Source organism: Pseudomonas sp. JV449 (genome assembly GCF_032424295.1).
Classification (GTDB): domain Bacteria; phylum Pseudomonadota; class Gammaproteobacteria; order Pseudomonadales; family Pseudomonadaceae; genus Aquipseudomonas; species Aquipseudomonas marginalis.
Genome location: NZ_VYKD01000005.1, coordinates 467,392 through 493,455, shown reverse-complemented (window position 1 = coordinate 493,455; position 26,064 = coordinate 467,392). Strand labels below are relative to the sequence as shown.

The window sequence follows — 26,064 nt, the reverse complement described above, 5'->3', positions numbered from 1 at the left end:
GGAACACGCCTGCGTCTTTCACCCACCAAAAGTAGCAGCCAACAATGATGCCAATGGCAGTCCGCGCCGTTCATGGCTGCCTGGCTTTTTACTTTTGATGGAGAGAGGACATGACCGTCTGCAACTTGCCTTCCGCTACTTCCCCATACAATACAGCCGCCTTTACGACGCCCGAATCAAATCCCACCCGGCATAAACGTGGCATCGCCACCCCCGACAAACTCTGGCCACAGCATTCAGTCCTGAAGATAGCGTTGCTGGATATGACGGACGCGCAGAAGACGCTGGTAAAAGCCAATATCAGAAAATGGACGCCTCACACAAACCTGCACTTCAAGTTCGTCGATACCGCGCAGGGCGATATCAGAATTACCGCAAACAACACGAGCACTGCAGGCTGGTCGTACGTTGGAACGGACGCCAAAAATATCTCCCCCTCTGAACCGACGATGAGTATTGGCTTCGGCAGTTCGCCGGAACGTGTTGAGGCGCAGGTGGTACACGAGTTTGGTCATGCGCTGGGGTTAAGGCATGAACACCAGCACCCGGATCGGACATTGGTATTTGATGACGATGAAGTTTACAAAGATTACGAATCCCGAAATAAAACAAGAGGTGACGCTTACCATGACATCCTCAAGAAATCACGCCGCAGCACCGTGAAAACTTCGCCTTACGATGACCAATCAATCATGCACTACAGTTTCTCCAGGCCGCGATTGAAAAGCCCAAGCGAAATTCCTAAACCGTTGCAATTATCAGAGGGCGATAAGCATTTTATTCAATCGCTTTATCCACAGGACAGTACGCCTGCGGGGCAACTCATTTATACGTTGATGAAAGTTTTAATCAAAGCTGATCGCCCTCCCACTGCGTAATACCACTTCTACTTCACTGCCCCCAAGTTCGCCTCACTCATATCCAACTCTGCCAGCACCTCTCGCAACACGTCATCACCAATCTGGTGATGACGGCTCAAGCTGTACAACTCCAACCGCTGTGCGCGCAGCGCCTTGAGACGCAACTTTCGCTCCAGTTGATCCATTTGCTGGGCCAGCGCCTGGGCCTCGGCTGAATCGTTGAACACCTCCAGTTGATGGCGATATTCCGACATCAGGCGCGCCTTGAGCTCAGTGGCCAGCGCGGCCTGGGCGGCGTCCTGGGTTGTTGTTTCCACGGGCTCTTCCGCCTCCAGGGCATGGATAGCCGCCACGGCGGTTTTTTTCCAGGCCTCGCGCACTTCGTTATGGCGCTTTTCATCCGGACTCTTTTCAACGCCCCGCAAGAGCAGCGGCAGGGCGATGCAGGCGGCGATCAGTGACAGCAGGATCACACCAGCAGCGATAAAGATCAGCAGGTCGCGCTCGGGGAAATCCTGGCCTGGCACCAGCAGCAATGGCACCGACATTACACCGGCCAGGGTCACCGCACCGCGCACACCGCCCACGGTCAACAGCCAGCAGGAACGCGCAGTGGGCACCAGGGTCAACTCACTTTTCCCACGCAGCCGCCGGAGCAAACCCGACAGGCGCCAGATGCTCTGCACCCAGATAAAACGCAGCACCACCAGCACCAGGAAAATCGCAGTCACATCCAGGCAGCGATACAACAAGGTGGGCCACAGCGTCGGCTCATGACTGGCCACGGCCTTGATGATGTCCGGCAATTGCAGGCCCAGCAGCAGGAAGATCAGGCCATTGAAGGCAAATTCCAGCAATGACCAGACACTGCGATTGAGCAGGCGCGTGCTGGTCTGGCGAGGCAGCAGGTCGAGCCAGCTTTGCATCATGCCCGCCGCGACCGCCGACAAGATGCCCGAGGCGCCGAGCCGTTCGGCCAACACGTAGGCCGCAAACGGCAACAGCAACATGAACACCACATGCGTTGCCGGGTCGTCCCAGCCCCGGGCAATCATCCAGGCACGCAGGCGGCCGACCAGCCAACTCAGCGCCACCCCCACCGCCAGGCCGCCCAAGGCCACCAAGACAAAGGTCAGGCTGGCATCGGCCAACGAGAACACACCGGTCAACGCGGCCGCCAAGGCGAACTTGAAGGTCACCAGGCCCGAGGCGTCATTCATCAACGCTTCGCCCTGAAGCATATGCATCAGCGGCGTCGGCAAGCGGTTCTGGGCAATTGCCGACACGGCCACGGCATCTGTCGGCGACAACACGGCCGCGAGGGCGAAGGCCACCGGCAGCGGGATCGTCGGCAATAGCCAATGAATGAAGTAGCCAGCACCGACCACGGTGAACAGCACCAACCCGACGGCCAGCGTCAGGATCGGCCCACGCAGGCGCCACAATTCGCGCTTGGGCATGCGCCAGCCATCGGAGAACAGCAGCGGTGGCAGGAACAGAAACAGGAACAACTCCGGGTCCAGCGCCACGTGCAGCCCCAGCGTGGGCCAGGCCAGCAAGGCGCCGGCGGCAATCTGCACCAGGGGTAACGGCAGAGGGATGACACGCCCGACCAGACGCGAAACGCTGACCAGCATCAGCAGGATAAGAACGGTGTAGGCGGTTTGCATAACGCGGGTTTCCCGGACGATCGGCTTGCAACGACACACATCAGGCAACAACTGGCCGTTGAAGTGCCATATTACCCGGCTATCTTACCGGCCTATGCTGCGCGCTGGCTTTTGCACAAAAGTCGCACGCTGCTGACGAGCGGCACCCAAAATCTCTGGGCGTGGCATAATCCGTGACCTTTCATTTTCATTGGCACTTACATCAGTAAAGCAGGGGGGGGCAATTCCTTGACCGCTTCAAGCAAAACGTTGCACCTTTTCGGCATCAAAGCCTGCGACACCATGAAAAAGGCGCGCACCTGGCTCGATGAGCACGCGGTGAGCTATGCGTTCCACGACTACAAAACGGCCGGTATCGACCGCGAACACTTGACCCAATGGTGCAACGAGCACGGTTGGCAGGTGGTTTTGAACCGTGCGGGCACCACCTTTCGCAAACTCGAAGACGAACGCAAAGCCGATCTCGATCAGTCGAAAGCCATTGAATTGATGCTCGCGCAACCTTCGATGATCAAGCGCCCGGTGCTTGATCTCGGTGACAGAACCCTGATTGGCTTCAAACCAGATAGTTATTCGGCGGCCCTCAAGTAGGCCAGCCCTTCCATTTTTGTAGAGGTAACAGCATGTCCAATTCCCTGTTCAGCCTGGGCTTCGGCGTCGGCACTCAGAACCGCCAAGGTGCTTGGCTGGAAGTGTTTTACGCACAACCCTTGCTCAATCCATCGGCTGAAATCGTTGCCGCCATCGCGCCGATCCTCGGCTACAGCGAAGGCAACCAGGCGATCACCTTCACCGTCGCCCAGGCCCTGCAACTGGCCGACGCGCTCAAAGGCGTCGACGCTACCCAAGCCGCCCTGCTGAGCCGCCTGGCTGAAAGCCACACACCGCTGGTCGCCACCTTGCTGGCCGAAGACGCCGCACTGACGTCCACCCCAGAGGCCTACCTCAAGCTGCACCTGCTGTCCCATCGCCTGGTCAAGCCACACGGCCTGAGCCTCGCCGGTGTGTTCCCGCAACTGCCGAACGTGGCCTGGACCAGCCAGGGCGCAATCGACATCAATGAGCTGGCCGAACGCCAACTGGAAGCCCGCCTGCGTGGCGAGTTGCTGGAAGTGTTCTCGGTGGACAAGTTCCCGAAAATGACCGACTACGTGGTACCGAGCGGCGTGCGTATCGCTGATGCCGCGCGTATCCGCCTCGGCGCCTATGTGGGCGAAGGCACCACCGTGATGCACGAAGGTTTCGTCAACTTCAACGCCGGCACCGAAGGCCCGGGCATGATCGAAGGCCGTGTATCGGCTGGCGTGTTCGTCGGCAAGGGTTCGGACTTGGGCGGCGGTTGCTCGACCATGGGCACCCTGTCGGGCGGCGGCAACATCGTGATCAAGGTCGGCGAAGGCTGCCTGATCGGCGCCAACGCCGGTATCGGTATCCCATTGGGCGACCGCAACACCGTGGAATCGGGCCTGTACGTCACCGCCGGCACCAAGGTTGCGCTGCTGGACGAGTCGAACCAACTGGTCAAGGTGGTCAAGGCGCGTGAGCTGGCCGGCCAACCGGACCTGCTGTTCCGCCGTAACTCCGAGACCGGTGCCGTGGAGTGCAAAACCCACAAATCGGCCATCGAACTGAACGAAGCGCTGCACGCTCACAACTAAGCAGCCACTCGATGCCACTAGCGGGCCCCGACCCTGGGGCTCGCTTATACGAGTCTTGAACACCATGCTTGTGCCCTCCCCCTGGCGCGCCGACTTTCCGGCCATCGCCACCCTGCAACGGCAAGACCAGACCTACCTGGACAACGCCGCGACGACGCAAAAACCCCAGGCCCTGCTGGATGCCATCAGCCATTACTACGCCAATGGCGCCGCCAATGTGCACCGTGCCCAGCATTTGCCGGGCGCCCATGCGACCCAGGCCTTCGAGGACAGTCGCAGCAAGGTTGCGCAGTGGTTGAATGCAGGTGACAGCGGGCAAATCGTGTTCACCCACGGCGCGACGTCAGCGCTGAACCTCCTGGCTTATGGCCTTGAGCACTTATTCAATGCGGGCGATGAGATTGTCATCAGCGCCCTGGAACACCACGCCAACCTGTTGCCGTGGCAGCAACTGGCCAAGCGTCGCGCGCTCACCCTGGTGGTATTGCCTCTCGACGATGACGGCGTGACCGACCTGCAAGCCGCCGCCGAGTTGATCGGCCCGCGTACGCGCCTGCTGGCGGTGAGCCAACTGTCCAACGTGCTTGGCACCTGGCAGCCGCTGCCGGCCTTGCTGGCGCTGGCCCAGGCACACGGCGCCCTGACCGTGGTCGATGGCGCCCAAGGCATCGTCCACGGCCGCCACGACGTGCAGGCCCTGGGCTGCGACTTCTATGTATTTTCCAGCCATAAGCTGTACGGCCCGGACGGCGTCGGCGTGCTGTACGGCAGCCACGCAGCCCTGCATCACCTGCGCCATTGGCAATTCGGTGGCGAGATGGTGCAACAGGCCGACTACCACAGCGCCAGCTTCCGCCCGGCACCGCTGGGGTTCGAAGCCGGCACCCCGCCGATTGCCGGCGTGATCGGCCTGGGCGCGACCCTGGACTATCTGAGTTCGCTGGACCCACAGGCGATTCTCACCCATGAAGCGGCCCTGCATGACTACCTGTTGCGCGGGCTGAACGCGCGCAATGGCGTCCGTGTGTTGGGGTCGCCGCAGGCGGCGCTGGTCAGTTTTGTGGTCGAAGGCGTGCACAACGCCGACCTCGCGCACCTGCTGACCGAACAAGGCATTGCCGTACGTGCCGGCCATCATTGCGCGATGCCGCTGCTCAAGGCGATGCACTTGTCGGGGGCGATCCGCGTCTCCCTGGCGCTGTATAACGATTCCGATGACCTGGAACGCTTCTTTGAAGCGCTGGACCGGGCGCTGGATATGCTGCGATGAGCCTGCCGGTGGTTGCAATTGCTGCGCTAGAAGCCTTCCAGTCAGTAGGCAGCTGGGAGCAACGCGCTCGAATGCTGATGCAGTGGGGTGAACGCCTGCCCGTATTGGCGGATGAGGAGAAGGTCGATGCCAACCTGGTGCAGGGCTGTGAGAGCCTGGTGTGGTTGGTGGGGCGCTTGCAAGATGGCCACTGGCAGTTCGCCGCGAGCAGCGATGCGCGGATGATTCGTGGCTTGGTGGCATTGCTGCTGGCACGGGTCAATGGGCTGTCGGCGGACGAGTTGCAGGCGGTCGACTTGCCTGACTGGTTCAATCAGCTAGGGCTTTCCCGTCAACTGTCGCCGTCGCGCAGCAATGGGCTGAATGCAGTCCTGCAGCGCATGCGAACGCTAAGCCATACACAGGACTAAATGTGGGAGGGAGCAAGTCGAATCGTCGCACCGCCCCTCCCACATTTGAACCGTCTAAAGTTCTGAGACTCAGGTCGGTTTGACCCGTTCCGAGGGCCTGCGCACCCCGGCCACAATCTTGTCCACCGCCTTGGTCGCCGCGACCATGCCGAAGGTCGCCGTCACCATCATCACCGCGCCAAACCCGCCGGCGCAGTCCAGCTTCACCCCATCACCGACAAAACTCTTCTGCAAACAGATGCTGCCATCCGGCTTGGGGTAGCGCAGTTGCTCGGTGGAAAACACGCACGGCACGCTGTAGTGGCGGGTCACGGTGCGGGAAAAGCCGTAGTCACGGCGCAAGGTGGAACGCACTTTCGACGCCAAGGGATCATTAAAGGTGCGGTTCAGGTCGCAGACCTGGATCAGCGTCGGGTCGATCTGCCCACCGGCGCCACCGGTGGTGATGATCTGGATCTTGCGGCGCTTGCACCAGGCAATCAGTGCGGCCTTGGCGTTAACCGCGTCGATGCAGTCGATCACGCAATCGATGTTGGGCGTGATGTACTCGGCCATAGTGTCGCGGGTGACGAAATCCGCTACCGCATGCACCGTGCAATCCGGGTTGATCGCGCGCAGGCGCTCGGCCATCACCTCGACCTTGGGCTTGCCCACGGTACTGTCCAAGGCGTGCAGCTGGCGGTTGCTGTTGCTGACGCAGACGTCGTCCAGGTCGAACAGCGAAATCTCGCCCACCCCGCAACGGGCCATGGCTTCCGCCGCCCACGAGCCGACGCCACCGACGCCGACGATCGCCACATGGGCCGCTTTCAAGCGCTCCAGGCCTTCAATGCCATACAAGCGGGCGACGCCTGCAAACCGCGGATCTTCTGTACTCATGACCATTACCCCAAAAACCGGCGCGCATTATAGGACTACGCAGCGACAAGTTTTAAGCTACAAGCTACAAGTTAAGAACTTAGATGTACTTTCGCTGCCCAATGTCCGGTTTTTCTCGGCTTGCTGTACGGTCAGGGAAAGGCCGGTGTAGGATGCGCGCCGTTCGGTGCAGGCCGACACCTCTTTTCGTTCCACACCCTTTGGAACCCGACATAACCATGGCATCGCGTAAATTTGGACTCAACCTGGTGATAGTGCTGGCAATTGCCGCGCTGTTCACCGGCTTCTGGGCGCTGATCAACCGCCCGGTCACTGCTCCCAACTGGCCCGAGCAGATCTCCGGTTTTTCCTACTCGCCGTTCCAGCAAGGCCAGTACCCGCAGAAAGACCAGTACCCCACCGACGAGCAGATGCGTCGCGATCTGGAGATCATGAGCAAGCTGACGGATAACATCCGCACCTACTCGGTCGACGGCACGCTGGGGGACATTCCCAAGCTGGCCGAAGAGTTCGGCCTGCGCGTAACCCTGGGGATCTGGATCAGCCCGGACCTGGAGCGTAACGAGCGCGAAGTCCAGCGGGCCATCGAGATCGCCAACAGCTCGCGCAGTGTCGTGCGGGTTGTGGTCGGTAACGAGGCGCTGTTCCGTGAAGAAATCACGCCTGAAGCCCTGATCGTGTTGCTGGACCGGGTACGCAGCGCCGTGAAAGTACCGGTGACGACCTCCGAGCAATGGCATATCTGGGAAAAGAACCCGCAACTGGCCAAGCACGTCGACCTGATCGCCGCGCACATCCTGCCGTTCTGGGAATACATCCCGATGGACAAGGCCGGCCAGTACGTACTCGACCGCGCCAGGGACCTGAAGAAACTGTTCCCGAAAAAGCCGCTGCTGCTGTCGGAAGTGGGCTGGCCAAGTAACGGCCGTATGCGCGGCGGGAATGAAACGTCCCCCGCAGACCAGGCCATTTACCTGCGTACGCTGGTGAACAAGCTGAACCGCCAGGGCTACAACTACTTCGTGATCGAGGCCTTCGACCAGCCGTGGAAGGTCAGCGACGAAGGCTCGGCCGGCGCGTATTGGGGCGTCTACAACGCCGCGCGCCAGCAGAAATTCAACTTCGAAGGGCCGGTGGTGGCAATCCCGCAGTGGCGCGTCCTGGCGATCGGCTCGGTGGTGCTCGCCTTGCTGTCCCTGACCCTGCTGATGATCGACGGCTCATCCCTGCGCCAGCGTGGCCGCACCTTCCTGACCTTTATCGCGTTCCTCTGCGGTTCCGTACTGGTGTGGATCGGCTACGACTACAGTCAGCAATACAGCACCTGGTTCAGCGTGACCGTCGGCATCTTGTTGGCCCTGGGCGCCCTGGGCGTGTTCATTGTGTTGCTGACCGAAGCCCACGAACTGGCGGAAGCGGTATGGACCCACAAGCGCCGGCGTGAATTCCTGCCGGTGGAAGGGGAATCGGACTACCGCCCAAAAGTGTCGATCCATGTGCCGTGCTACAACGAGCCGCCAGAGATGGTCAAACAGACCCTCGACGCCCTGGCGGCCCTCGATTACCCGGACTATGAAGTCCTGATCATCGACAACAACACCAAGGACCCGGCGGTATGGGAACCGGTGCGCGACTACTGCGAAACCCTGGGCCCGCGCTTCAAGTTCTTCCACGTCGCACCCCTGGCCGGTTTCAAGGGCGGTGCACTGAACTACCTGATCCCGCACACCGCCAAGGATGCCGAAGTGATCGCGGTGATCGACTCGGACTACTGCGTGTCGCCGAACTGGCTCAAGCACATGGTGCCGCACTTCGCCGACCCGAAAATCGCCGTGGTGCAGTCGCCGCAGGACTACCGCGATCAGAACGAAAGCACCTTCAAGAAGCTCTGCTACGCCGAATACAAAGGCTTCTTCCATATCGGTATGGTCACCCGTAACGACCGCGACGCGATCATCCAGCACGGCACCATGACCATGACCCGTCGCTCGGTGCTCGAGGAACTGGGCTGGGCCGACTGGTGCATCTGCGAAGACGCCGAACTCGGCCTGCGGGTATTCGAGAAAGGTCTGTCGGCGGCGTACTACCACGACAGCTACGGCAAGGGCCTGATGCCGGATACCTTTATCGACTTCAAGAAACAGCGTTTCCGCTGGGCCTATGGCGCGATCCAGATCATCAAGCGTCACACCGCCAGCCTGCTGCGCGGCAAAGACACCGAGCTGACCCGTGGCCAGCGCTACCACTTCCTCGCGGGCTGGTTGCCGTGGGTGGCGGACGGCATGAACATCTTCTTCACCGTCGGCGCGCTGTTGTGGTCGGCGGCGATGATCATCGTGCCGACGCGGGTCGACCCGCCGCTGTTGATTTTCGCGATCCCGCCGTTGGCGTTGTTCGTGTTCAAGGTGGGCAAGATCATCTTCCTCTACCGCCGCGCGGTAGGTGTGAACCTCAAGGATGCGTTCTGCGCCGCCCTGGCTGGCCTGGCGTTGTCCCACACCATCGCCAAGGCGGTGCTGTATGGCTTCTTCACCACCAGCATTCCGTTCTTTCGTACCCCGAAAAACGCGGATAACCATGGCTTCTGGGTAGCGATTTCCGAAGCCCGCGAAGAAATGTTCATCATGCTGCTGTTGTGGGGCGCGGCGCTGGGGATCTACCTTGTGCAGGGCCTGCCGAGCAATGACATACGTTTCTGGGTGGTGATGCTGCTGGTGCAATCGCTGCCGTATGTGGCGGCGTTGATCATGGCGTTCCTGTCGTCGCTGCCGAAACCAGCCGTGGCACCTGAGCCTGCACCTGTGGCTTAAAAACTTGCGCAATGCACTAAACGGCGGCCTCTGGCCGCCGTTTTGCTATAAGATAACGGCCGTTTTGTCCGCCCGCCCCGCTCTTCCAGACATGCTTCCCGGAGTTTTCCCATGACGGCCCATGCCGACCTTTCGCCGACCCTTCAACTTGCCATCGACCTGATCCGTCGTCCCTCGGTCACGCCGATCGACGCCGATTGCCAGAAGCTGATGATGCAGCGCCTGGGCGACGCCGGTTTTGCGCTGGAGCCGATGCGCATCGAGGACGTGGACAACTTCTGGGCCACCCATGGCAAGCACGACGGCCCGGTGCTGTGCTTCGCCGGCCACACCGACGTGGTCCCCACCGGCCCGGTGCAAGCCTGGCAGAACGACCCGTTCGACGCATTGATCGACGAAAACGGCATGCTCTGCGGGCGTGGCGCGGCCGACATGAAGGGCAGTCTGGCCGCCATGCTGGTGGCGGCCGAGCGCTTCGTCAGCGACTACCCGGACCACAAGGGCTCGGTCGCGTTCCTGATCACCAGCGATGAGGAAGGCCCGGCGCACCATGGCACCAAGGCCGTGATCGAACGCCTGGCCGCGCGCAAGGAGCGCCTGGACTGGTGCATCGTCGGCGAACCGTCGAGCACCACCCTGGTGGGTGACGTGGTCAAGAACGGCCGTCGCGGCTCCCTCGGCGCCACCCTGACCGTGCGCGGCGTACAGGGCCATGTGGCCTACCCGCACCTGGCGAAGAACCCGATCCACCTGGCCGCACCGGCCCTGGCCGAACTGGCCGCCGAGCACTGGGACAACGGCAACGCCTTCTTCCCGCCGACCAGCTTCCAGATCTCCAACCTCAACTCTGGCACCGGCGCCACCAACGTGATTCCGGGTGACCTGACGGCGGTGTTCAACTTCCGTTTTTCCACCGAATCCACTGTCGAAGGCCTGCAACAGCGCGTTGCGGCGATTCTCGACAAGCATGGCCTGGACTGGCATGTGGAGTGGGCGCTGTCGGGCCTGCCGTTCCTCACCGAGCCGGGCGCATTGCTCGATGCGGTGTCGGCCAGCATCAAGGCGATCACCGGGCGTGAGACCCAGGCCTCCACCAGTGGCGGTACCTCCGATGGGCGCTTCATCGCGACCCTTGGCACCCAGGTGGTCGAGTTGGGCCCGGTGAACGCGACGATCCACCAGGTCAACGAGCGGATCCTGGCCAGCGACCTCGACGTGCTGACCGAAATCTATTACCAGACCCTGATCAAGTTGCTCGCCTGATGCTGGCCTGCCCGATTTGCAGCGCCCCGCTCAACGCGGTGGACAATGGCGTGGCGTGCCCGGCCGGGCACCGTTTCGACCGCGCGCGCCAGGGTTACCTGAACCTGCTGCCGGTGCAGCACAAGAACAGCCGCGACCCGGGCGACAACCTGGCCATGGTCGAGGCGCGCCGTGACTTTCTCAACGCCGGGCACTACGCCCCGGTGGCCAAGCGCCTGGCCGAGCTGGCCGCCGAACGCGCACCTCAGCGCTGGGTGGACATCGGTTGCGGCGAGGGTTACTACACCGCGCAAATCGCCGCGGCCCTGCCCCATGCCGATGGCTACGCGCTGGACATTTCCAAGGAAGCGGTCAAGCGCGCGTGCAAACGCGACCCGGCGCTGACCTGGTTGATCGCCAGCATGGCCCGCGTGCCGTTGGCCGACGCCAGCTGCCAGTTCCTCGCCAGTGTGTTCAGCCCGTTGGATTGGCAAGAGGCCAGGCGCCTGCTCAGTCCCGGCGGCGGCCTGATGAAGGTCGGCCCGACCAGCGGCCACCTTATGGAACTGCGCGAGCGCCTGTACGACCAAGTGCGCGAGTACACCGACGACAAGCACCTGGCCCTGGTGCCGGACGGCATGAGCCTGGCCCACAGTGAAACCCTGGAATTCACCTTGAGCCTGGCCGAGCCCCGGGACCGCGCCAACCTGCTGGCCATGACCCCTCACGGCTGGCGCGCCAGTGCCGAGCGCCGTGCCGAGGTGATCGAGGCGGCCGAGCCGCTGCTGGTCACGGTGTCGATGCGCTACGATTATTTCGTGCTTCAATAACCGACTTTTAACCATCCGCGAATGGATTTTCGAATCCCGCAACGAGGAATATCCATGCGCCAACCCGATATCGAGATTTACCTGAAGGACGCCGACGTCGACTACAAAGCCATCGCCGCCTGGCTGGGCGCTGCCCTGGGCCCTTGCAGCGACTGGGTCCAACGTGGCCAGACCTACAAGTGCAAGGCCGGCAATGTGCCCGTCACCTGGCTGCCGAAAGCCGTAGGCAAGTGGAACAGCCTGTACCTGGAAAGTGACCAGACACCGTGGGAAGACGACATTGCCTGTGCCCGCGCTGCGTTTGCTGCGCTGAATGTTGAAGTACGTTGCGCACCGGGTAGCTGGATCGAGGAAGAAGGTGAGGAAAGCGCCGACACCTGGATCCGCATCAGCGCGGACGGTGAAGAGCAGATCACCTGGAAAACAGCTTAAAAAGCAGCTGCAAGCTGCAAGTCATAGCGCTTGCAGCTTGTAGCTTGCCGCTCGGCCTACAGGCCGACCACATCCTCCGCCTGCAACCCCTTCTCGCCGCTTACCACGGCGTATTCCACTTGCTGGCCCTCGGCCAACGAACGGTGGCCGTCGCCGCGAATGGCGCGGTAGTGCACAAACACATCCTTGCCATCTTCACGCTGGATAAAGCCATAGCCCTTGGCGTCGTTGAACCACTTCACATTGCCTGTCTCGCGCGTTGCCATCTGTTCACTCCCACTTGATTGTTATTGTTGAGCCGATCGCGTTGAACTGCCGAGTATAAGACAGGCTCAAAAACGATCAACTCAAGTTTACATCGCTGCTTTTTTGCCGATTTTCGGCGAATACGGCACACTACCCGCCCGAGCGCCTGCTCGGTTTTTCCCACTTGAAGCAGCTCGCCTATGACCCGCTCCCCGTTCCGCCGTCTGGTGTTTGGCACCTTGCGCCGACTGTTGTACCTCTGGGTTCGCTCGGAGACGATCAACCAGTCGTCCCTTACCCTCAACCTGGACCGCAGCCGGCCGGTGTTTTACGTCCTGCAATCGCCCTCCCTCACCGAATTGGCCGTGGTCGATGCCGAGTGCACCAAGGCCGGCCTGCCGCGCCCGGTACTGCCGGTATCGGTGGGCCCGCTGATGGAACCCGCGGCGTTCTTCTACCTCACGCCCGAGCCGGACTGGCTGGGGCGTCAGGACAAGCGCGGCGCGCCGCCGACCCTGACCCGCCTGGTCAACACCCTCAGCGAACACGCCGAAGAGAATGCACAAATCATTCCGGTCAGCGTGTTCTGGGGACAAACCCCTGCGAGCGAGTCCAGCCCGTGGAAACTGCTGTTTGCCGACAGCTGGGCGGTCACTGGGCGTCTACGCCGGTTGTTGAGCATCCTGATCCTGGGGCGCAAGACCCGCGTGCAATTCTCCGCGCCCATCAACCTGCGTGAATTGATCGAGCACAATAAAGGCCACGAACGCACCGTGCGCATGGCCCAACGTATCCTGCGCGTGCACTTTCGTAACCTGAAGACGGCGGTGATCGGCCCCGATTTGTCCCACCGGCGCAATCTGGTGAAAGGCCTGGTCAACATGCCATTGGTGCGCCAGGCCATCCTTGACGAAGCCGAACGGGAAAAAATCAGCCCGGAAAAAGCCAAGGCCCTGGCCCTGCGCTACGGCAACGAGATCGCCTCGGACTACACCTACACCGCGATCCGCTTCCTGGAAGTGGTGTTGAGCTGGTTCTGGAACAAGATCTACGACGGCATCAAGGTCAATAACATCGAGGGCGTGCAACAGGTTGCCCAGGGCTACGAGGTAATTTATGTGCCTTGCCACCGCAGCCATATCGACTACCTGCTGCTGTCCTACCTGCTGTTCAAGAACGGCCTGACCCCGCCGCATATCGCCGCCGGCATCAACCTGAACATGCCGGTAATCGGCAGCCTGTTGCGCCGTGGCGGTGCGTTTTTCATGCGCCGCACCTTCAAGGGCAACCCGCTGTACACCTCGGTGTTCAACGAATACCTGCACACCTTGTTCACCAAGGGCTTCCCGGTGGAGTACTTCGTCGAAGGCGGGCGCTCGCGCACCGGGCGCATGCTGCAGCCGAAGACCGGGATGCTGGCGATTACGCTGCGCAGTTTCCTGCGCTCCTCGCGCATGCCGATCGTGTTCGTGCCGGTGTATATCGGCTATGAGCGCGTGCTCGAAGGCCGCACCTACCTCGGTGAGCTGCGGGGTGCGAGCAAGAAGAAAGAGTCGATCTTCGATATTTTCAAAGTGGTCGGCGCGCTCAAGCAGCGCTTTGGCCAGGTCGCGGTCAACTTCGGCGAGCCGATCAAGCTGGCCGAGTTCCTCGACGCCGAGCAACCGGACTGGCGCAGCCAGGAACTGGGCCCGAACTACAAACCGGCCTGGCTCAACGAAACCACCAATCGCCTCGGCGAACAGGTGGCCCGCCACTTGAACGAAGCCGCCGCCGTGAACCCGGTGAACCTGGTGGCCCTGGCGCTGCTGTCGACCACGCGCCTGGCCCTGGATGAACAGGCCATGGCCCGCCAGTTGGACCTGTACCTGGCGCTGCTGCGCCGCGTGCCTTATTCGCCCCACACCACCTTGCCCGAAGGCGACGGCCTGGCGCTGATCAAGCACGTCAAGGACATGGACCTGCTGTCGGAACAGAGCGATGCCTTGGGCAAGATTCTGTACCTGGACGAGCAGAACGCCGTCCTGATGACCTACTACCGCAACAACGTACTGCACATCTTCGCCCTGCCGGCGCTGCTGGCCAGCTTCTTCCAGAGCAGCTCGCGGATGAGCCGCGAGCAGATCCTGCGCTATACCCACGCGCTGTACCCGTACCTGCAATCGGAGCTGTTTATCCGCTGGTCGCTGGAAGAGTTGGATACGGTGGTCGATCAATGGCTGGACGCGTTCGTCGAACAAGGCCTGCTGCGCTTCGAAAACAATGTGTTCCTGCGCCCGGCACCAAGCTCGCGACACTTCGTACTGCTGACCCTGCTGTCCAAGACCATCGCCCAGACCCTGCAACGCTTCTACATGGCGATCTCGCTGCTGCTCAACAGCGGCCAGAACAGCATCAGCGCCGAAGAACTGGAAGACCTGTGCACGATCATGGCCCAACGCCTGTCGATCCTGCATGGCCTCAACGCCCCGGAGTTCTTCGACAAGAGCCTTTTCCGACATTTCATCCAGACCTTGCTGGAACAAGATGTGCTGCGTCGCGACGAGGCCGGCAAGTTGAGCTACCACGACCTGCTCGGCGAACTGGCCGAAGGCGCGGCCAAGCGCGTGTTGCCCGCGGAGATTCGCCTGTCGATCCGCCAGGTGGCCCTGCACCGTGTGGATGGCGCAGCCGAAGCGCCGGTGGAAGCGGAAGAAACACGCTAGATTGAACAAGGCGCCAGTTGGATGCTGGCGCCGTTGAAAAGGAGCTGCACCATGAAAAAGATCATTCTCCTGGGCCTCACCGCCCTGCTCGGAGCCTGCCAATCCATGCATCCAGCGCCCAAGGCCAGCCTCGACGGCGAGGTGTTCTACCTGCAACGCATTGCCCTGCCGCCCGCCGCCACCTTGAGCGTGAGCCTCCAGGACGTGTCCCTGGCGGATGCGCCTGCGGTGACGTTGGCCGAGCAGAAAGGCCCGGTCAAAGGCCAGGTGCCGCTGCCGTTTCACCTGACCTACGACCCCGCACAGGTCAAGCCAGGCCACAGTTATTCGGTGAGCGCTCGCATCGAGCTGGATGGCAAGCTACTGTTTATCACCACCGAACGGCACACGGTGCAGCTCAACGGCCAGGATCCACAGCCGCTGCGCGTGCGCGTGAACGCCGTAGCACCCTGAACTCGAACATAAGGACGCTCCCATGCTCCGCAACTCCCTTCGCCTCACTGCCCTGTGTGCCGGCCTGCTGTTCGGCGCCAATGCCATGGCCCTGGACCTCAGTAGCCTGTCCCAGGGCGACGCCAGCGGCGGCCTCAAGGACGCCCTGACCCAAGGCGCACAGATCGCCGTGAAACAACTGGGTGTACCCGGCGGTTTCAGCAACAACCCTGAAGTGAAGATCGGCCTGCCGGGCAAGCTGGGCAAAGTCGCCGACAAGCTGAAAATGTTCGGCATGGGTGACCAGGTCACGCAGTTGGAAGACAGCATGAACAAAGCCGCTGAAACCGCCGTGACCCAGGCCCAGCCGATCCTGGTCAACGCGGTGAAGAACATGAGCGTGACCGACGCCAAGGGCATCCTCAGCGGCGGCCAGGACTCCGCCACCCAGTACCTGAACAAAAGCAGCCGCGAAGCCATCCGCGCCAAGTTCCTGCCGATCGTCAAGGCCGCTACCGACAAGGTGGGCGTGGCCCAGCAGTACAACGCCCTGGCAGGCAAGGCCGCCGCATTTGGCGCCGTGGATGCCAAGAGCGCCAACGTCGAAAGCTACGTGACCGAACAGGCGCTGGATGGTTTGTTCAAGATGATTGCGCAGCAGGAAGAGACGATTCGCAAGAACCCGGCGGCTGCGGCGACCAGCCTGGCGAAGAAGGTGTTCGGCGCCTTGTAATAGCTGTGATGCCCACGTTTCAGCGAGACGTGGGCATTGGGAAGCCGCTCAATGAGAAGCCTTTAACCAGTTCTTTTGTATTTCTGCTTGATCTCGCATTGAAAAGAACCATTCGCGGCCGACCTTCTTTTTGACAAATATATTCAAGTCGACTAGACCGTTCAGCACGGCCGATGCCGTATTGTAAGAACAGCCTAGATTTTCCTTCACATTGACGGCTGTGAACTGTTTGGCGGTACCGCTCTTGGCGACCTGAAATACCGTCTTTTGTTTCTCATTCAGTTCCTTATAAAGTCCTGACTCCCATAACCAACGCTCAAACGCCTCGGCCTCACGGACACTTATCTCGTAAGACTGCTTAAATCCATCAACTGCGCGTTGCACGATGGAGCACTGATAGTCGATGAAGTAAGTCAGATCGAGTTCATCCGTCTCCGTATACAGATAAGACATACCGTATTGAACAGCCGCATTCTTCAGCAAGACACTGATGGAGATATACCTGAATGCCGCGTAATCGCTTTTAAACATGAACCAATAAAACAACGCACGCGCAACACGACCATTGCCATCCCGAAAGGGATGCTCGTAACCCAAGGCAAAGTGCAGAGAAATGCCTTTGATCAGTGGATGCAGGTAGCGGGTGGCCGTAGCATCGTCGTGACAAGTATTGATCCAATCAGCCAACCGCTCCAGCCGAGTGATGATCCCTTCTGCGGGAGGTGGCGAATGCACAACATTGCCATCACCATCCTGGACAACCACCTCATCGTTTAAACGAAAGCTGCCAGGAGAATATTTATCATCGTCAATGCCCTGAACACCTACTTCGTGCATGTCCGCGATCAACTCCACACTGAGCGGCTCGTTTCTCTTATCCCAAGCGAAACGCATCATTCGGTAATTGCCGATGATCATTTTTTCATCTGGCGTTCTGGGCAGTCGCTCTCGCTTCAACATATCTTTTGCAACGAGCGTCGTGGTTGCCGCGCCCTCCAACTGGCTGCTACTGATGGCCTCATCTTCAATCAGGTCGTTGAGCAAATACTTTATATGAGCAGCCTTCCCGACCTTGCTGCTCATGTACTCAAGTGCGGCAGTCGAGGCATATCTGTCGACCGTGGAGACCACGCGTTGTGCGGTTGGCGTTAATACAAAGTTGCACCAGACCTCAGGCGTACCTACGGGCACTATTTTCTGATACAGACGGGAGCGCTCGTACTTTACGATCCCCCAGCATATCGCTTGATCCAAGTGCTGAGGAAAACGGTGGCGTAGCTGATCAAAGTGCAAATAGCGGCCCCGACTGTCTGTTGGCTGAGACAGCTTCATATAGTCAGATAGATGCTGAAGATGGGGCTCCTGGCCAATGAGAACAAAAACCCGTTCCGGCACCTTGGGTGGCAGTTTAATCATCAAAATCTCAATTTTTGATTTCTGAGACTTGAGTACAGCAGAAAACCCCACCTATCTCAATAACCACGAAAATTGAGACATGCCTTTCTTCAATGCAGTACCGACTCAGCCAATCGCCCCACCGTCAACGTTGCAAAGCCCCCCATGGCCAGCGCCGTCGCACGGTTGATCTTCAAGGGTGTCAGCCAGGCTTTTTGCAGCCCTTCGAAGCGACTGCCGAATACGATCCACGCAGACCCTACCGGTATCACCACCAATGCCAGTGTGGCCATGAACCCGGCATAGCCTTGCCATGCGGCAAAGGTGCCGGCCGGCGCAATAAACGACACGATCAACAGCCCCTTGGGGTTCATCAGTGTCAACCAGAAAAAACTCCACCCACTGAGGCGGTCACGGCCAGGGTCGACGGTGCTGTTTTTGCGTTGCCAGAGCTTGTACGAGACATACAGCAGGTATCCGGCCGCCGCCAATTGCGTGAACTTCGACGCCCAAGGCGAATAGGCCGCCAGGTAGAGCAGTGCAACACCCCATATCGAAACCTGAAGCACGTAAGCCAGGCACTCGACAAATGCCAACCACCAGGACGCACGATAGCCAAACAATACGCCGGCACGAAACAGCAAGGTATTGGTGGGACCGGGGGCAAGCAGTAGCAACATCAGGGCTGGAATGCAGGCGAACATGCAGGTTTTCCTCAAGAGTGACGACCCAAAGTCGTTCCCCCCATCGAAACTGACGCGTCAACATGGATGGCCCGGCGACAGTGGCCATCATCAAACTCGCGAAGTCTACTGCAAGTACCCGCAAGATGCCCTCACCGGGAGGGCATGCAGATTCGTTCCAGCGGTTAAACCAGACAACTACAGGAAAGCGCCCACGACAAAAGTCGTCGTTGTTGCCACGCCATAACCAATACTCATGGGCGGCTCGGCCGAACGCATTGAACAAGGGAGTGGCCTCGCAGGACTGGGCTCAGGCCAGCAAGGGCTAGGCGGTTTTGCGTAGCAAGGCCGGGGCGGCGGCGGGCAAGGTCGGGGTGGCGGCTCTTGCGGGCAAGGACCGCTTACCGGGGGTCTTTGAGGCATCGACAGCGCAGAAAAAAAGCACTTGAAGGGGCAAAAAAACATAAAGTATTCCTTAAGTCCAAAGAGATGAGTCCATTTACCGTTGTCGTCAACAACTGACATCGACAAATCCATACCTGTGATCAGGTAGTCTCTAAGTGGCAGGAATGCAGGAAGCGTTCCCGGCTCCCGCCACCCGTTTCGACACTCAAATATTGGCCCTTACCCCTCTATGCCGCCTTCCGAACCTTGAACCACGCCGCGTAGAGCGCCGGCAAGAACAACAGGGTCAACGCCGTCGCCACGATCAAGCCACCCATGATCGCCACTGCCATCGGCCCGAAGAACACGCTGCGTGACAGCGGGATCATCGCCAGCACCGCCGCCAGGGCGGTCAGCACAATCGGGCGGAAACGCCGTACGGTGGCTTCGATAATTGCCTGCCACGGCGCCAGCCCGGCCTTGATGTCCTGTTCGATCTGGTCCACCAGGATCACCGAGTTGCGCATGATCATCCCAGACAACGCGATGGTCCCGAGCATGGCCACGAAGCCGAAGGGCTGGCGGAACACCAGCAGGAACAGCGTCACGCCAATCAGGCCCAACGGCGCGGTCAGAAACACCATCGCCGTGCGTGAGAAGCTGCGCAATTGCAGCATCAGCAAGGTCAGCACCACCACGATAAACAGCGGCACGCCGGCCTTCACCGAGTTCTGCCCGCGGGCGGAGTCTTCGACGGTGCCACCGACTTCCAGCAGGTAGCCATCCGGCAATTCGGCGCGCACACCCTCAAGGGTTGGCAGGATTTGCTGGACCAACGTTGCCGGTTGTTCCTTGCCGTAGATATCGGCGCGCACGGTCACCGTCGGCAAGCGGTTGCGGTGCCAGATAATGCCCTCTTCAAAGCCGTATTCGAGGGTGGCGATCTGCGACAGGGCCACGCTTTTACCGTTGTCGGTCGGTACCGCCAGGCTGGGCAGCAGCGACAACTCGGTGCGCTCGTGGACGGTGCCGCGCAGGAGAATTTCGATCAACTCGTTGTCCTCCCGGTATTGACTGACGCTGGAACCGGTCAGTGAGCTTTGCAGGAATTTCGACAGGTTGGCGGTACTGACACCGAGGGCGCGGGCGCGGTCCTGGTCGATATTGAGGTAGACGATCTTGCTCGGCTCTTCCCAGTCCAGGTGCACATTGACCACGTGGGTATTTTCGCGAACCTTGGCAGCGACTTTCCGCGCAAGGGCGCGGACTTCCTCGATGTGTTCGCCGGTTACGCGAAACTGCACCGGATAGCCCACGGGAGGGCCATTTTCCAGGCGGGTAACGCGTGAGCGAAGGTCGGGGAATTGTTCGTTGAGGGTTTCGATCAGCCAGGTGCGCAGGCTTTCGCGGCCCTCGATGGTCTTAGCCAATACCACGAACTGCGCAAAACTGGCCGCTGGCAGTTGCTGGTCCAGTGGCAGGTAGAAACGCGGCGAACCGGTGCCGACGTAGGCCACATAGTTATCAATGCCGGCGTGTTCCTTGAGCAAGGCTTCCAGGCGCTTGACCTGATCGGCGGTGTTGCTCAGGGAAGCGCCTTCGGCCAGTTTCAGGTCGACCATCAATTCCAGGCGGCCTGAGGCCGGGAAGAACTGTTGCGGCACAAAGCGAAACAACGCCACCGAGCCGATAAACAGCAGCAACGTCAGGACAATCACAGTTTTGCGCCGACGCACGCACCACTCCACCAAACGTCTTACACGTTGGTAGAACGGCGTACCGTAGGGATCCGGGCCATCGATGCCATGTTTGGCCGCGTGAATCTTCGCCAGGTCCGGCAGGAGTTTTTCCCCCAGGTACGGCACAAACACCACGGCGGCGATCCATGAGGCGAGCAACGCGATCGTCACCACCTGGAAGATCGAGCGTGTGTATTCACCTGTGCTCGACTGCGCGGTGGCAATCGGCAGGAAGCCGGCCGCCGTGATCAGCGTGCCGGTGAGCATCGGGAAGGCGGTGCTGGTCCAGGCAAAACTGGCCGCCTTGAGCCGGTCGTAGCCCTGCTCCATTTTGATTGCCATCATTTCCACGGCAATGATCGCATCATCCACCAGCAAGCCAAGGGCCAGCACCAACGCACCGAGGGAAATCTTGTGCAGGCCGATGCCGAGGTAATACATGGTGGCAAAGGTCATCGCCAGCACCAGCGGAATCGCCAGTGCTACGACCATGCCAGTGCGTATGCCGAGGGAGAAGAAACTCACCAGCAAGACAATCGCCAATGCCTCGGCCAACACCTGCACGAATTCGCCGACACCGGTTTTCACCGCTGCCGGTTGGTCTGACACCTTGCGCAGCTCCATGCCCGCCGGAAGGTTCTTTTGCAAGCGTGCGAATTCGCCTTCGAGAGCCTTGCCCAGCACCAGGATGTCGCCACCGTCGCGCATGGCCACGGCCAGTCCGATAGCATCCGCCCCCATGTAACGCATGCGCGGCGCCGGTGGATCGTTGAAGCCGCGGTGAATATCGGCAACATCACCGATGCGGAAGGTTCGATCAGCGACACGAATAGGAAAGTCGCGGATTTCTTCCACCGTCTTGAAGTTACCCGACACACGCAGTTGCACGCGCTCGCTCGGGGTTTCAAAGAAGCCGGCAGTGGAGACCGCGTTCTGCTCCTGCAACGCCTGCTGCACAGCGGCCAACGGCAGGCCAAGGGTGGCGAGCTTGAGGTTGGACAGCTCGATCCAGATCTTCTCATCCTGTAGGCCAAGTAACTCGACCTTGCCCACATCCGCCACCCGTTGCAGCTGAATCTGGATGCGGTCGGCGTAGTCCTTGAGTACGGCATAGTCGAAGCCGTCGCCGGTCAGGGCGTAGATATTGCCGAAGGTGGTACCGAACTCGTCGTTGAAAAACGGCCCCTGGATATCCGGCGGCAAGGTCTGCCGGATGTCGCTGATCTTCTTGCGCACCTGGTACCACAACTCAGGAATCTGCACAGAGTGCATGGAGTCGCGCGCAATGAAGGTGACGGTGGACTCGCCCGGGCGAGAGAAAGAGACAATGCGCTCGTATTCGCCGGTCTCCATCAGTTTTTTCTCGATACGCTCGGTGACCTGGCGCGAGACTTCCTGGGCCGTAGCGCCGGGCCAGTTGGTCTTGATCACCATGGCCTTGAAGGTAAACGGTGGATCTTCGCTTTGCCCCAGTTTGGTATAGGACAAAGTACCGACCACAGCCAGCAGGATCATCAGGAACAGTACAATCTGGCGGTTACGCAACGCCCATTCGGAAAGATTGAAAGCCATCGGGGACTACTCCTTGGCCGCCAGGTTCACTATACGGTTGGAGCCATCCACCGCGCGCACTTGCTGGCCCTCGTGGAGCACATGCACGCCTGCTGCGACCACCCAGTCGTTGGGGGTCAAGCCTTCCAGCACCGGCACGGTTTTTTCGCCAAAGGCGCCGATGCGTACCGGCGTGCGCTTGAGGGTGTTGTCCGGCTCTACACGCCAGACGTAGGACGCACCGTTCTCCGCACTCAGGGCAGACAGCGGTACCGACAGCGGAACAACGCCGTCGGCCTGTATGAATACGCGAGCGCTTTGCCCCAGTTCCGCCGGGACTTTGCCGCCAGTGAAGGCAACGCGAGCGGCGAAGGTGCGCGATTTTGGATCAGCCGCAGGCGACAGTTCACGAATGCGCCCGGTGAAACGCTGGCCCGGCTGGCTCCACAACTCCACGGCGACCGGCTGACCGATCTTGAAGCGACCAAACCCTTGTTCGGGCAGGCTGATAAGCACTTCGCGCTCGCCATCGGTGGCCAGGGTGAACACGGTCTGGCCAGCGGATACCACTTGGCCGACTTCCACCGCGCGCTTGGCGACGACGCCATCCTGAGGGGCGCGCAATACGGCGTAACCGGCCTGGTTACTGGCCACGTCGAACTCGGCCTTGATCTGCTTGAGGCGCGCTTCACCGGAACGGTAAAGGTTTTCGGAATTGTCGTACTGGGAACGGCTGACCATCTGACGGTCCATCAGGGTCTTGTAGCGATCACGCTCAGCGCGTACCAGGCGCAGGTTGGCCTCGGCAGCGGCGACCTGGGCACGGGCGGCCTCCAGTTGCAGGCGCACATCCTGAGGGTCAAGTTCCGCCAGTGCCTGGTTGGTCTTGACCCGCTCGCCCTCCTCCACCAGACGCTTGCTGACTTTGCCACCGATGCGAAAGGCCAGGTCCGGCTCATAGCGCGCGCGTACTTCACCGGGGTAGCTGTCCGTCGACTGCGCCGAGGGTTGCGGCTGCACCACCATGGCCGGGCGGACGGTGGTCTGGACCGCTTCTTCCTGGCCGCAGGCGGCCAACAGGAAGACCAGGCAGACAGGCAACGCAAAGGGCAGGAAAGTGCTGCGCATGCTGAAGGACCTTTCGCAAATGGAGCTAGGAATAATTATACTGGCCGGTATGTTATTAATACCAAACTCGCCAGTCCAGTATTAAAGGTAGAAATGTCCGACAATCGTGTAAGCACCAATAGCCCCGGGCGTCCCAAGGACATGGCAAAACGCCAGGCTATCCTCTCGGCAGCGAAAATCCTGTTCTTGAGCAACGGCTACGCCAACACCAGCATGGATGCCGTGGCCCTTGAGGCCGGCGTATCGAAACTGACCGTCTACAGCCACTTCACCGACAAAGAAACCTTGTTCACCGCCGCCGTGGTGGCCAAGTGCGAGGAACAGTTGCCGGTGATGTACTTCGAACTGCCCGAAGGCATGCCGGTGGAAACGGTATTGTTGAATATCGCCCGGGGGTTCCATCGACTGATCAACAGTGAAGAGTCGGTTAACCTGCATCGCCTGATGATGACCACCGGCAATCAGGACGTGAAACTCTCACAGATCTTCTTCGAAGCCGGGCCCATGCGGATGCTCCAGGGCATGGAGCGCCTGCTCGGCAAGATCGACCAGAGCGGCGCGCTGAGCATCGACAGACCGCTTACGGCAGCCGAGCACTTCTTCTGCCTGCTCAAGGGCACCGCGAACTTCTGCCTGCTGTATGGCTGCGGCGGGCAACTGAGTGAGGAAGCCGCCGAAGCCCATGTGCAGGAGGTGGTGGGGTTGTTTATGCGGGCCTATAGGAGAGATGCGGCTGCAAGTGGTTAGCTGCAAGCAGCAAGTGAAAAGCGCTTTTGCTTGCAGCTTGTGGCTTGTGGCTTGTGGCTTGTGGCTTAAGACTTGAGCGCTTTCTTGGGATAAATGTCATACCGGCTGGACTTGCCATCCAGCGCATGGCTCGGCTTGGGCCCTTCGATGCAGGGCGCCTTGCGCGGGCGCTTGACCACCACGCGGTGGCTGGCCAGGGCCAGGGCGGCGGCCAGCAGGGCCGGTGCATCCGGATCATCGCCCACCAGTGGCCGGAACAAGCGCATTTCTTTCTTCACCAGGGCGGTTTTCTCACGGTGGGGGAACATCGGGTCGAGGTAGATCACCTGGGGTGGCTCCCCTTGCCAATTGAGCATCACGTCAATGGAGTTGCCCTTGAGCAGCTTCATGCGCGCCACGATGGGCGCTACGTCAAAATCCTGCGTAGCGCGCGCCAGGCCATCCTCGAGCAAGGCACCGATCAGCGGTTGGCGCTCGATCAGGCTCATCTCGCAGCCCAGGCTGGCCAGCACGAACGCGTCCTTGCCCAGACCGGCCGTGGCGTCCAGCACACGGGGACGCACGCCTTGGGCAATGCCCACGGCCTTGGCGATCATCTGTCCGCTGCCGCCGCCATACAGCCGACGGTGAGCCGCGCCGCCTTCGACGAAGTCCACCCGCACCGGTCCCGGCGCGTCAGGTCCAAGCTGCTGCAGTTGCAGGCCGTGTTCCCCCACTTGCAGGGAAAAATCCGCATCCGCGAGCTGTAAAGGCAAGCCGAGCTGTGCAGCCCACTGCTCGGCCCGGGCCTGGAAACCTTCGCCCAAGGCCTCGACCTGGATGCGGCTGGCCGCTGGTTGTTCGCTCATCAATCGCTACGCTCAAAAATATTAAGGATCGGCAAACAACGGCCGATAAAAACAACAGTCAGGTATTTTGCCAGAGCTGAGCGTCGACCGAGAAAAATGTCAGACATTCTCCCCCTAACCATCGGTGTACTGCCGACCCATAACCACTACGGCCTGCGCAATACTCAAGCGCTGGCCGGGGTGAGCCATGTGTGGCAGGACTTCTTCGCCCGGGCGCTGGCCGAGCAGCTCGGTGAAACGCCGGACGCGCTCGCCGCCAAGGCGCCGGCACCGGCGGACCCGGCGGTAGAGCCCAGCGCCGGTGCCGACCTGTTGTCGCAGATCCTCACGCAGCGTGAGTGCGACGTCAAAGACACCGAGATTGCGCCACCTGAGCCACTGTTCCTGCCTATCGCCGAATTCGAAACCGAGTTGCTGCCACCGGCCGCCACGCCATTCCCACAGGAAGAAATCGTCGCGCAGCAGCGCCAGCAGAATTTCGAAAGCGCTTGGGTTCGCCCGATCGTCCTCACGGCCGGCCAGCCATTGCCTGAGCCCGGCCCGGCGCCGGAACCACGCCCTCTGCACTTGCCGATTGCCGAGTTCGAACTGGACCTGTTGCCACCACCCGCCACGCCTTACCCAACCGAAGAACTGCTGGCGCAACAGAAGGCGCTGGACTTCGACTACCACTGGGCACGCCCACTGATCACCCACAACCTGCGCCTGGCGGCCTAGCGACACACCCACCAACGCCCCATGTCCAGATGGAAATGGTTGCGGTGCGCGGCGTTGTAGTCCGGGCTCAACACCACATTGAAGTCATCACAGGCGCCATCGCGCACCTGGCGCAGGAACCGCGCGCTGTCGCCCTCCCCGGACCAATCCTTGAGCACGCTGATACTGCGCCCATCCGCCAGGCGAAACCCGGCGATATCCAAGGCATTGGCCGACGCATGCTGGCTGAGCCGCCCTTCGGCACGGTTATACATGTTGCGACAGGCAAAGCTGCCCAGGTGATCGACCCGTGTCACCGCCTGGCCGAACACCGCTTGGGCCGCCGGTTGCAGACTGTGACGCTCGAACAGCGCGAACGCCACGGCCAACGGGCAACTGGCGAGAAAGCTGCTGCTTAATGCCACGTCTGCACCCTGCACGCGCAAGGTATTGCGCAGAGGACAGGCAGCGTCGGCGGGCGTGTCAGCCTGATGGCTGACACGCAAACCAGAGGTTTTCAGCACTTGGTCGCAGAGCTCGGGGTCATCCTGCAGGCGTCCCAGCTTGTAGCGGGTCAACAGGTTCGGGCTGGACCGTACGTCCAGCGGCGACCAGGGGTTCCATTCGGCCGGCAACGGCAGCCAGCCACGCCATACACCCACGGCAAATGCACCACTGAGCACCAGCAGAGCACCCAGCAGTTTGAAAAAACGCAC

General features: G+C 60.7%; 23 protein-coding genes. 14 read left to right on the top strand and 9 right to left on the bottom strand.

The window, feature by feature from the left end; all coding sequences use genetic code 11:
* The first annotated feature begins 110 nt into the window (after positions 1 to 110).
* Positions 111 to 878, top strand: coding sequence for a M12 family metallopeptidase (locus tag F6S08_RS07560; RefSeq protein WP_315871487.1), 768 nt, complete (start codon positions 111 to 113; stop codon positions 876 to 878).
* Positions 879 to 886: 8 nt separating this feature from the next.
* Here the strand turns inward: F6S08_RS07560 and F6S08_RS07555 are convergent, their stop codons facing one another.
* Positions 887 to 2,530, bottom strand: coding sequence for a Na+/H+ antiporter (locus F6S08_RS07555; RefSeq protein ID WP_315871486.1), 1,644 nt, complete (start codon positions 2,528 to 2,530; stop codon positions 887 to 889).
* A gap of 228 nt (positions 2,531 to 2,758) precedes the next feature.
* Between F6S08_RS07555 and F6S08_RS07550 the strand changes: the two genes are divergently transcribed.
* The 4 genes from F6S08_RS07550 to F6S08_RS07535 all read left to right on the top strand — a co-directional run bounded on the left by F6S08_RS07550 (position 2,759) and on the right by F6S08_RS07535 (position 5,868).
* Complete coding sequence (locus F6S08_RS07550) at positions 2,759 to 3,121, top strand: ArsC family reductase (protein WP_053254730.1); 363 nt, start codon at positions 2,759 to 2,761, stop codon at positions 3,119 to 3,121.
* A gap of 32 nt (positions 3,122 to 3,153) precedes the next feature.
* Positions 3,154 to 4,188, top strand: a complete 1,035-nt coding sequence (gene dapD / locus F6S08_RS07545; RefSeq protein WP_027604485.1) for a 2,3,4,5-tetrahydropyridine-2,6-dicarboxylate N-succinyltransferase — start codon at positions 3,154 to 3,156, stop codon at positions 4,186 to 4,188.
* Between the two features lie 64 nt (positions 4,189 to 4,252).
* Positions 4,253 to 5,458, top strand: a complete 1,206-nt coding sequence (locus tag F6S08_RS07540; RefSeq protein ID WP_065948848.1) for an aminotransferase class V-fold PLP-dependent enzyme — start codon at positions 4,253 to 4,255, stop codon at positions 5,456 to 5,458.
* Positions 5,455 to 5,868, top strand: a complete 414-nt coding sequence (locus F6S08_RS07535; RefSeq protein WP_315871485.1) for a SufE family protein — start codon at positions 5,455 to 5,457, stop codon at positions 5,866 to 5,868. Before F6S08_RS07540 ends, F6S08_RS07535 begins: the two co-directional genes overlap by 4 nt.
* A gap of 69 nt (positions 5,869 to 5,937) precedes the next feature.
* Here F6S08_RS07535 and tcdA read toward each other — a convergent pair whose 3' ends face one another.
* Positions 5,938 to 6,747: a tRNA cyclic N6-threonylcarbamoyladenosine(37) synthase TcdA gene (gene tcdA, locus F6S08_RS07530; protein ID WP_046036662.1), complete on the bottom strand. Its 810-nt coding sequence runs from the start codon at positions 6,745 to 6,747 to the stop codon at positions 5,938 to 5,940.
* A gap of 218 nt (positions 6,748 to 6,965) precedes the next feature.
* Here tcdA and F6S08_RS07525 point away from each other — a divergent pair, with 218 nt between their 5' ends.
* The 4 genes from F6S08_RS07525 (at position 6,966) to F6S08_RS07510 (ending at position 12,061) form a co-directional block, all read left to right on the top strand.
* The gene (locus F6S08_RS07525; protein WP_065938763.1) at positions 6,966 to 9,557 is read left to right on the top strand and encodes a glycosyltransferase; all 2,592 of its coding nucleotides are present in this window, start codon (positions 6,966 to 6,968) and stop codon (positions 9,555 to 9,557) included.
* A 111-nt stretch (positions 9,558 to 9,668) separates the two neighbouring features.
* On the top strand, positions 9,669 to 10,820 hold the full coding sequence (dapE, locus tag F6S08_RS07520; RefSeq protein WP_027604490.1) for a succinyl-diaminopimelate desuccinylase: 1,152 nt from the start codon (positions 9,669 to 9,671) through the stop codon (positions 10,818 to 10,820).
* Positions 10,820 to 11,629, top strand: a complete 810-nt coding sequence (locus F6S08_RS07515; RefSeq protein WP_065948850.1) for a putative RNA methyltransferase — start codon at positions 10,820 to 10,822, stop codon at positions 11,627 to 11,629. The genes dapE and F6S08_RS07515 overlap by 1 nt, the downstream gene beginning before the upstream one ends.
* Positions 11,630 to 11,683: 54 nt before the next feature.
* Positions 11,684 to 12,061 (top strand): hypothetical protein, encoded by a 378-nt coding sequence (locus F6S08_RS07510; protein ID WP_065926469.1) that lies wholly within the window; start codon positions 11,684 to 11,686, stop codon positions 12,059 to 12,061.
* A 56-nt stretch (positions 12,062 to 12,117) separates the two neighbouring features.
* Here the strand turns inward: F6S08_RS07510 and F6S08_RS07505 are convergent, their stop codons facing one another.
* Positions 12,118 to 12,327: a cold shock domain-containing protein gene (locus F6S08_RS07505; protein WP_017529713.1), complete on the bottom strand. Its 210-nt coding sequence runs from the start codon at positions 12,325 to 12,327 to the stop codon at positions 12,118 to 12,120.
* Between the two features lie 180 nt (positions 12,328 to 12,507).
* Between F6S08_RS07505 and plsB the strand changes: the two genes are divergently transcribed.
* Genes plsB through F6S08_RS07490 form a run of 3 tightly spaced genes read left to right on the top strand, consistent with a single transcriptional unit; the run spans position 12,508 to position 16,177 of the window.
* The gene (plsB, locus tag F6S08_RS07500) at positions 12,508 to 15,012 is read left to right on the top strand and encodes a glycerol-3-phosphate 1-O-acyltransferase PlsB (protein ID WP_065926470.1); all 2,505 of its coding nucleotides are present in this window, start codon (positions 12,508 to 12,510) and stop codon (positions 15,010 to 15,012) included.
* Between the two features lie 51 nt (positions 15,013 to 15,063).
* Positions 15,064 to 15,465 (top strand): YbaY family lipoprotein, encoded by a 402-nt coding sequence (locus F6S08_RS07495; protein WP_027604494.1) that lies wholly within the window; start codon positions 15,064 to 15,066, stop codon positions 15,463 to 15,465.
* Positions 15,466 to 15,487: 22 nt separating this feature from the next.
* Positions 15,488 to 16,177, top strand: coding sequence for a DUF4197 domain-containing protein (locus F6S08_RS07490; protein ID WP_065926472.1), 690 nt, complete (start codon positions 15,488 to 15,490; stop codon positions 16,175 to 16,177).
* Between the two features lie 48 nt (positions 16,178 to 16,225).
* Here the strand turns inward: F6S08_RS07490 and F6S08_RS07485 are convergent, their stop codons facing one another.
* From F6S08_RS07485 to F6S08_RS07470, 4 genes are all read right to left on the bottom strand, one after another.
* Entirely contained in the window at positions 16,226 to 17,590 is a 1,365-nt protein-coding gene (locus tag F6S08_RS07485; protein ID WP_065949012.1) for a Fic family protein, read from the bottom strand.
* Between the two features lie 92 nt (positions 17,591 to 17,682).
* Positions 17,683 to 18,276 carry a LysE family translocator gene (locus F6S08_RS07480; protein WP_074844230.1) on the bottom strand — a complete coding sequence of 198 codons (594 nt, stop codon included), beginning with the start codon at positions 18,274 to 18,276 and terminating at the stop codon, positions 17,683 to 17,685.
* Positions 18,277 to 18,887: 611 nt separating this feature from the next.
* Positions 18,888 to 21,950, bottom strand: a complete 3,063-nt coding sequence (locus tag F6S08_RS07475; protein WP_315871484.1) for an efflux RND transporter permease subunit — start codon at positions 21,948 to 21,950, stop codon at positions 18,888 to 18,890.
* A 6-nt stretch (positions 21,951 to 21,956) separates the two neighbouring features.
* Complete coding sequence (locus F6S08_RS07470) at positions 21,957 to 23,057, bottom strand: efflux RND transporter periplasmic adaptor subunit (protein WP_315871483.1); 1,101 nt, start codon at positions 23,055 to 23,057, stop codon at positions 21,957 to 21,959.
* 93 nt (positions 23,058 to 23,150) lie between these two features.
* Here F6S08_RS07470 and F6S08_RS07465 point away from each other — a divergent pair, with 93 nt between their 5' ends.
* Positions 23,151 to 23,804: a TetR/AcrR family transcriptional regulator gene (locus F6S08_RS07465; RefSeq protein WP_065926476.1), complete on the top strand. Its 654-nt coding sequence runs from the start codon at positions 23,151 to 23,153 to the stop codon at positions 23,802 to 23,804.
* 65 nt (positions 23,805 to 23,869) lie between these two features.
* Here F6S08_RS07465 and F6S08_RS07460 read toward each other — a convergent pair whose 3' ends face one another.
* The gene (locus tag F6S08_RS07460) at positions 23,870 to 24,652 is read right to left on the bottom strand and encodes a class I SAM-dependent methyltransferase (protein ID WP_065926477.1); all 783 of its coding nucleotides are present in this window, start codon (positions 24,650 to 24,652) and stop codon (positions 23,870 to 23,872) included.
* Between the two features lie 96 nt (positions 24,653 to 24,748).
* Between F6S08_RS07460 and F6S08_RS07455 the strand changes: the two genes are divergently transcribed.
* Positions 24,749 to 25,369, top strand: a complete 621-nt coding sequence (locus F6S08_RS07455) for an energy transducer TonB (protein WP_065938752.1) — start codon at positions 24,749 to 24,751, stop codon at positions 25,367 to 25,369.
* On the opposite strand, the gene F6S08_RS07450 is transcribed toward F6S08_RS07455, so the two are convergent.
* Positions 25,366 to 26,064: an extensin family protein gene (locus F6S08_RS07450; RefSeq protein WP_065926479.1), complete on the bottom strand. Its 699-nt coding sequence runs from the start codon at positions 26,062 to 26,064 to the stop codon at positions 25,366 to 25,368. The two genes, F6S08_RS07455 and F6S08_RS07450, sit on opposite strands and share 4 nt — an antisense overlap.

Bases quoted from the DNA above. Each gene is read 5' to 3' on its own strand.
- dapD (WP_027604485.1), top strand. From the start codon at position 3,154: ATGTCCAATTCCCTGTTCAGCCTGGGCTTCGGCGTCGGCACTCAGAAC.
- F6S08_RS07460 (WP_065926477.1), bottom strand. From the start codon at position 24,652: ATGAGCGAACAACCAGCGGCCAGCCGCATCCAGGTCGAGGCCTTGGGC.
- F6S08_RS07475 (WP_315871484.1), bottom strand. From the start codon at position 21,950: ATGGCTTTCAATCTTTCCGAATGGGCGTTGCGTAACCGCCAGATTGTA.
- plsB (WP_065926470.1), top strand. From the start codon at position 12,508: ATGACCCGCTCCCCGTTCCGCCGTCTGGTGTTTGGCACCTTGCGCCGA.
- dapE (WP_027604490.1), top strand. From the start codon at position 9,669: ATGACGGCCCATGCCGACCTTTCGCCGACCCTTCAACTTGCCATCGAC.
- F6S08_RS07505 (WP_017529713.1), bottom strand. From the start codon at position 12,327: ATGGCAACGCGCGAGACAGGCAATGTGAAGTGGTTCAACGACGCCAAG.
- F6S08_RS07560 (WP_315871487.1), top strand. From the start codon at position 111: ATGACCGTCTGCAACTTGCCTTCCGCTACTTCCCCATACAATACAGCC.
- F6S08_RS07535 (WP_315871485.1), top strand. From the start codon at position 5,455: ATGAGCCTGCCGGTGGTTGCAATTGCTGCGCTAGAAGCCTTCCAGTCA.
- F6S08_RS07490 (WP_065926472.1), top strand. From the start codon at position 15,488: ATGCTCCGCAACTCCCTTCGCCTCACTGCCCTGTGTGCCGGCCTGCTG.
- F6S08_RS07465 (WP_065926476.1), top strand. From the start codon at position 23,151: ATGTCCGACAATCGTGTAAGCACCAATAGCCCCGGGCGTCCCAAGGAC.
- F6S08_RS07515 (WP_065948850.1), top strand. From the start codon at position 10,820: ATGCTGGCCTGCCCGATTTGCAGCGCCCCGCTCAACGCGGTGGACAAT.
- F6S08_RS07540 (WP_065948848.1), top strand. From the start codon at position 4,253: ATGCTTGTGCCCTCCCCCTGGCGCGCCGACTTTCCGGCCATCGCCACC.
- F6S08_RS07480 (WP_074844230.1), bottom strand. From the start codon at position 18,276: ATGTTCGCCTGCATTCCAGCCCTGATGTTGCTACTGCTTGCCCCCGGT.
- F6S08_RS07455 (WP_065938752.1), top strand. From the start codon at position 24,749: ATGTCAGACATTCTCCCCCTAACCATCGGTGTACTGCCGACCCATAAC.
- F6S08_RS07470 (WP_315871483.1), bottom strand. From the start codon at position 23,057: ATGCGCAGCACTTTCCTGCCCTTTGCGTTGCCTGTCTGCCTGGTCTTC.
- F6S08_RS07495 (WP_027604494.1), top strand. From the start codon at position 15,064: ATGAAAAAGATCATTCTCCTGGGCCTCACCGCCCTGCTCGGAGCCTGC.
- F6S08_RS07555 (WP_315871486.1), bottom strand. From the start codon at position 2,530: ATGCAAACCGCCTACACCGTTCTTATCCTGCTGATGCTGGTCAGCGTT.
- tcdA (WP_046036662.1), bottom strand. From the start codon at position 6,747: ATGAGTACAGAAGATCCGCGGTTTGCAGGCGTCGCCCGCTTGTATGGC.
- F6S08_RS07510 (WP_065926469.1), top strand. From the start codon at position 11,684: ATGCGCCAACCCGATATCGAGATTTACCTGAAGGACGCCGACGTCGAC.
- F6S08_RS07525 (WP_065938763.1), top strand. From the start codon at position 6,966: ATGGCATCGCGTAAATTTGGACTCAACCTGGTGATAGTGCTGGCAATT.